General features: G+C 38.5%; 6 protein-coding genes. 2 read left to right on the top strand and 4 right to left on the bottom strand.

Features of this window, described 5'->3' with window-relative positions:
- Positions 1-327 precede the first annotated feature (327 nt).
- The 4 genes from JKG61_RS22140 to JKG61_RS22125 all read right to left on the bottom strand — a co-directional run bounded on the left by JKG61_RS22140 (position 328) and on the right by JKG61_RS22125 (position 3,256).
- Positions 328-1,122 carry a helix-turn-helix transcriptional regulator gene (locus JKG61_RS22140; RefSeq protein ID WP_202105188.1) on the bottom strand — a complete coding sequence of 265 codons (795 nt, stop codon included), beginning with the start codon at positions 1,120-1,122 and terminating at the stop codon, positions 328-330.
- Between the two features lie 49 nt (positions 1,123-1,171).
- The gene (locus JKG61_RS22135) at positions 1,172-1,624 is read right to left on the bottom strand and encodes a hypothetical protein (RefSeq protein WP_202105187.1); all 453 of its coding nucleotides are present in this window, start codon (positions 1,622-1,624) and stop codon (positions 1,172-1,174) included.
- A gap of 140 nt (positions 1,625-1,764) precedes the next feature.
- Complete coding sequence (locus JKG61_RS22130) at positions 1,765-2,730, bottom strand: hypothetical protein (RefSeq protein ID WP_202105186.1); 966 nt, start codon at positions 2,728-2,730, stop codon at positions 1,765-1,767.
- Positions 2,731-2,887: 157 nt separating this feature from the next.
- On the bottom strand, positions 2,888-3,256 hold the full coding sequence (locus tag JKG61_RS22125; protein WP_237249581.1) for a nuclear transport factor 2 family protein: 369 nt from the start codon (positions 3,254-3,256) through the stop codon (positions 2,888-2,890).
- A gap of 529 nt (positions 3,257-3,785) precedes the next feature.
- Here JKG61_RS22125 and JKG61_RS22120 point away from each other — a divergent pair.
- Complete coding sequence (locus JKG61_RS22120; protein ID WP_202105185.1) at positions 3,786-3,950, top strand: hypothetical protein; 165 nt, start codon at positions 3,786-3,788, stop codon at positions 3,948-3,950.
- Positions 3,951-3,953: 3 nt separating this feature from the next.
- Positions 3,954-5,951, top strand: a complete 1,998-nt coding sequence (locus JKG61_RS22115; protein WP_202105184.1) for a hypothetical protein — start codon at positions 3,954-3,956, stop codon at positions 5,949-5,951.
- Positions 5,952-6,000 lie beyond the last annotated feature (49 nt).

Raw genomic sequence — 6,000 nt, 5'->3', positions numbered from 1 at the left:
TTTGCCGCTCTGCTGCCACTCCGATATCATCGATAGCATATGCTCTCGTTTTTCCTGATTGTTGTTCATGGTACAAAATTAATTACCAAGGCAAACTATGTCAATATGTGTTTCATAGGGTGGATACACACATTCTGGGTTTAGCCGAACTATTTTTTGATTTTTTTCTGTTCTCATTTTTAGTTGTTTTATAAATATTCACCTAATAGCACAGCACAATAGAGGTCTATCGTATTGATAGTTCCCGAGCTGCATCGGAGCAAAATTAGAGGAATCGATCTTAGCAAAATTGGATAAAACCGACACTTAAAAACAAAGAGAAATGCGTTATAGCTTCCATTTTGGAAAATTCGCCAAGGTTTCATGCGAGCGGAGCAAAAATATCTTAGGCGTTGTTCCCGTAAACTCTTTAAATTCCCTGATATAATGCGATTGGTCAAAATAGTTCTTTTCGTAGGCCAGTGTCGTAAGATTGTGCAAATCTGATTTCCGCAAAAGATTAAGACCAGACTGAAATCGGATAATTCTTGAAAACATTTTGGGAGACATACCCACGTATTGCTTTATCAGCCTTTCCAAAGAACGCTCAGACAAGCCTATTTCTGTCTGAACATCTTTCAGAGAGATGCCTTTCTGTAATAGATTACATGCATAATTCGCTTTTTCAAGGTTTATTGTTCCAGACTGTATCCGCTTCTGAAAAAAGTCGGATATAATCCCTATCTTTTCACCTATAGCACTCGTATTCATCAGTCGCTCAAGGATATTGTTAGAGACAATATCCGATAAAGGGATATTCTGGTTGTTAAACTCAAAAGCATCGATGTTAAAAGTAGTTTTCAAAGCCGTAGGCTGTAGGTAGGCTCCAATAATCCTAAAAGGACCTCCTATGCTATTTTCAATGTGTCGGAACGACTGCCCATAGATATAGAGTTCGGGCAAGACCAAGCCGCATTTGTTATAAAAAAGCGATGGTCCTTCTTGATATATCAGTGCAGGCACACCGTCGGGGATTACTCTGAAAAAAGTTTTGCTAGAGTTGGTAGTGTAATCTTCCAATACCCAGAAGTATTGGATATAATCTTGTAGAGCTTTGATTGGAGGAAATTCTTGATAAAACATAGTGCTTTTTTCGTAAACGTCTAAATGCTGCAACTCGCTGTTATAGCAACTATAGCCTAGTGTTGAGCGGAATGTTAAAACGCAAAGATGTTGTAAATCCTTTGATGGGGCGGTAGTTGGCTTTATTGACCATTGGAAATCCGTAACCTAGATCCAGTTCAAGCACAGTAAGAGCAGAAATCCCAATCTTAGGCGTTACCGTATAGGGGGTGAACTCGGTTCTGGCGAATAACCCCAATATATACATATCCGAGAAAAATGTTGCCGCTACTTCAGGAATTACAGCATGCTTGTTTTGTATCCATGTAAAATTGGCTGTCGCGTCGAGTTTTAAAATATTGCTCGTATTAATGCTGGTAGCATAGTACACGCCCGTTTTTAGGATATTTCCTTTTTGGTATTGATAACTGACCGTTGGGCCAAAAAGGTAGCTCTGAGCTTGAATGTGTGGACCAGCAACTATGCCCAGTAGCAAGCATAGTGTAGTTAAAGCAATTTTCATATGTATATAACAGTATACGATTTTTTAGTGAGCCTGATTCGCAGCTTTCTATCGCAAACATGATACCAAGTTACTGGGTACAGCGCGATTCCTATAAAGTAAATTCGAGGGAACATCTCCTACGTCTCTAATGTTGTGTCTTACTGCGGCGTAATATCTTGCTTCATTACCTGCAATAATTGTACGACAGTATCCGTATCCGTTATTGGGCTGTTGATCGTTGTAAACTGTTGATATTTTTCCTGCTTCATATTCCGGAACAGCACAGCAGTATGAGGTCGGCTGGCTTCATCAAAGCTCACATAACCCAGGATAGTCTCTTGGGTGTATGGTATTGCCAAATGTTCGAATATAGCTTCTATAGGCTCTTCCGTATCTACTGTAGCCGTTGTGAAATAGTGGTCTATTTGATACAGCAAATCCCCAATTTGACCAGCGTATTCAAAAGAAAACTGTGCGTAGAATTGCGACAATAGTTTGTGATCAGAACAGGGCGTGCGACCCAGGTTCGGAAGCATATTATATTGACGCAATAGATTATCCGAATCGTAATAAAATATAGAACTGGAGTGTGGCGTGCCTTCTGAAACCCGTAGTAGCATAGGTTCAGATTGTTGCATCAGTTTTCCGTTGACGTAATAATCAGCTACAGCCCATCCCTCTTTTTTATATATTTTGACTTCATCCTTGCTGTCAAAAGCTTTGATCACCAGGTGGTTGTTGTCTATCTTAAAAGAGATGCGATTGAAATAATGCATGTCAAATATGTCTACCAACAGTCCTGTCTTTTGATAGTCGCTATATTGATCCGTAAGTAGAAAGCCATTTTCAGTTTGACGGTATACGTTTCCAGTTGCCACTGTTCCCTCCTTGTACGTTGTTTTTAGGGTATATTCTATTGGAGCTTGGTATTGATCTTTTGCAATGAAATCTACAGCATATTTTGCCTTTAGCTCGCCGTCTTCGTAATAGTTGACAAAAGGGAATTCGCCTATCAGCTTTTCCTTTGTTACTTCATAGCCATTAAAAGGCTGACCATCTTTAAGTTCAAGTGTATATACATCTTGGGGATTTTCGCTTATTAAAATTTTATCGGTTTCGATCATATTATAGTGCAGTTGATGTTTTTGTATTGTTGATAATCTCTTAATCTAGATAACCTGTTGGATCCGTATCGTTGGTAGAGATTGAATCTGGTTGCAAAGATACCTTGCTCATTTAAGCCCTCATGGCAGAATGGAGGATAGGAAGATGGATGTTTACTTACGAATGGATCTGTATGCCACTTCCACCTACCACTTTAATTCCTTCAATAGAATCCTTCCAGAATCGGATATAACGATATTTCGCTTCGAATGCCTGTGAATTATAGTCTCCTTTTAAATCCATGCTCAGGGTAATAACAGCCAGATCGCCAATAATATTTAGATTTTCCACCGTAGGTTTGAGTTCGTATATTTTTAGTTGGCCACCTCTATAAGTTTCTAAATCGAGTTCTTTGGTTATTACTGTACCGTCTGCGGCGACAAAAAGCAGATCTTTATGCAACAATTCATCAAGAGCCTGTAAATTACTTTCTTTTATAGCGTTGTGCAGTCTATTTTCTAAATGTAGGATTTCTTCTTTTGTCATTATATTTTTAATAGTTATACGACTAACTAAAGATCAAAATATAAACTGAGATATGAAAGGAACCGTAATGTTTTTTATGGTTGCACAAGATTTCGATTCATTTTATTCCCGATTGTTGTCTGCAATTTTCCGCTGTTTTCTGCATGTCTCAAGGCTGTTTTGCGACTTTTTTTTGAAATTTATTTTATCCACAATAACGTTTTTTTTACTCTGGGAGCTATGTTCTTCAAAAAAATAAAAGGGATTACGTTTTTTTAAAACAAATTTTAAGACATTTTGTTTTACCATTAAGATAAATAGAATACCTAAAGGTTAACTATTGTAAAATAGGGAAATCCTGTTTTTAGAAAGGTAACGATTAGCGAATTCATTATCGCCTATGAAGCATCGAAAAATTAAAATATTTCTACCATGAAATACTCCTTTATTGCAGTCTGCACGTAATGTGCTTTCCTTGCGGAATGGGATGTTTTCATTTCCATAAAAACAACAAACCGAGCTTGAGGGCTCATGTAATAATTAGTTAGATATGAAGAAAACGTACAAAACACCTACGATTGAAGTGATCAAAGTTCAATTGGAAGAAAGTATCGCCGCAGCCTCTATTGTCACAGGTGGGGCTACCAGTATGCCAGAAATAGAAGAAGAAATTCTAATAGAGGATACACAAAAATGGACAATTGATTTAGATTAGATTATGAGATATTTATTAATCATTCCTAAAAACGCGTTTACGTTTAAAGGAAAACTACACTATAAGATTATTTTATTGATCGTTACGACTGCTCTGATCTCGAGCTGTTCAAAAATGAAGAAAGAGGAAGGCCCTCTAGGCGAGACCATAGATTTGATTTTTACGGTAGATGGTGTCGATAGTGATATTACAGCACCCAATCTGAAAGCATCTGCCAATAGTGATAATTATGTGCTACTACCTGCGGACAAAAAGACAAATCAAGGATCTTTTACCAAAAATGATGTCATTTTCAGTATTCAATCCGACCAAAGAAAAGACACGAGCGGTTTTGAACACCTATTAAATACAGACTTAAAAAATAAACGGGAGTTATATGCAGCAACGGTGCCTATGAAAAATGATACTAAATATAGGCTATTGGTTTATACGTCAAGCAATGCTCTCGTCGCCTCCGTAGAAGTAACTGCCGGGCAGCAGCAGCACATAACTGTTACGTCTGGTAGCACCTATAAGTGGTATGCTTATTCTTACAACACGACTACCCCTATACCTGCTCCAAACCCTAGCAGTCCGGTAGTGACGACACCGACTACTACACCTTTGTTGTATGCCTCAGGTACAATAATACCAACTGCAAATGGAACAAAACTGCCTATTCTCTTCAAGCATCAATTAAATCAGTTCCAGATAGAAATTAAAGAAAGCTCTGGATTTAGAGCTATTTTAAATACGACGGGTGAGTTTATTAATGCAGATGCAATTAAAACCAGTACTTTCAATATACTTACTGCCGCTAAATCACCTCTAACTTCTGCCAATATTACGAAGCTGAATTTTGTAACTGAGGTAGAGGCAGGTGTCGTCAAGCGTGTTGCACGGTATTACACAGCACAGGAAGACGTGGCCTCCTTTGGGGTGAAAATTGACAGCTTAAATATTCAATATAAAGTTAACGATCCACGATTATTAACTGAAGATGAATTACCGGGTAATGGTTATACGACGTTCGCATTTGGAACGGACCCCTACTATAAGAAAGGCTATGTGCTTAAAGGTACCATGCTGGTCTCCTTTACGCTTCCTAGGATGCGGATAGCGCCTTTTAGTAATAGTAATGCGAGTAATGGCTATCGGCTCGCCCCAGCTACTGCCGCTGGAAAATTCTTGAGGACAGCGTCTAATTTTGGACTAGGAAGCCAATATGTCAGCATTGCGCAACTTGATATCGATGCTCCATCTACCGGTAATCTAGCTACTCGCACTTCTACGGGATGGAACAGGTTCAAAACTTTAATGAGCAATCCAGCAAATTATCCTGACATTTTAATTATAGCAAATTGGTATAACTACTTGAACGATGAATGTTGGGATTTGGTCAAGGATTATATAGATGCGGGTGGTAATGTTTTCTATACTCATGACGAGCCAGATGGCGTTTATGAAAAATATGCACAAAGGGGCATAGGTAATATACTAGGGCAGACCGTATCAATGTCAGATATTTCAGAATATGCTGGTGTTTATAAATTTACGGATACACCTAGTGGAGCAGGAGATGAAGTCATTTTGAACGGTCCTTTTGGAGACGCACGATCTTACCATTGGGGACAGGATAGAATCGGTACAGGGTATATAAATGGATATACAGGAAGCGATGTTATTATTTACAGTACACATTCTCAAAACTATAAAGCCCCCTCGCCCCAAGGAATGTGCTTCTTTAGACACAAGTCAAAAAGTTTCTTCTTTGTTGGGGACGGTGGTTTTTATCTGAATGAGAAGGTGATTGCTGTTACCACTACTCATGAAGACCCTTTCCGAATAAACCCTACAACTGTGTTTCCTATTCTACAAGGTTACGGCTATCCCGGTGCAACAGGTTCGCCTGCAGCAGGTACCAGTGCTGGTGGTTTTCAGATTGCGAATAGTATCGTATTTGGGAATATAATATCTTGGATGCTAAATAGGGCGCATTATCACGGGATTAACAGAAATTAGTAGTTAGTTGTTTTAAATAGGTTAGTCTCTTTTCTAAGAGATTTCTACT

Origin of the sequence: Sphingobacterium faecale (genome assembly GCF_016746095.1) — a bacterium.
Classification (GTDB): domain Bacteria; phylum Bacteroidota; class Bacteroidia; order Sphingobacteriales; family Sphingobacteriaceae; genus Sphingobacterium; species Sphingobacterium faecale.
Note: the sequence above shows the minus strand (reverse complement) of the source record. Positions and strands in the feature narration are given on the sequence as shown.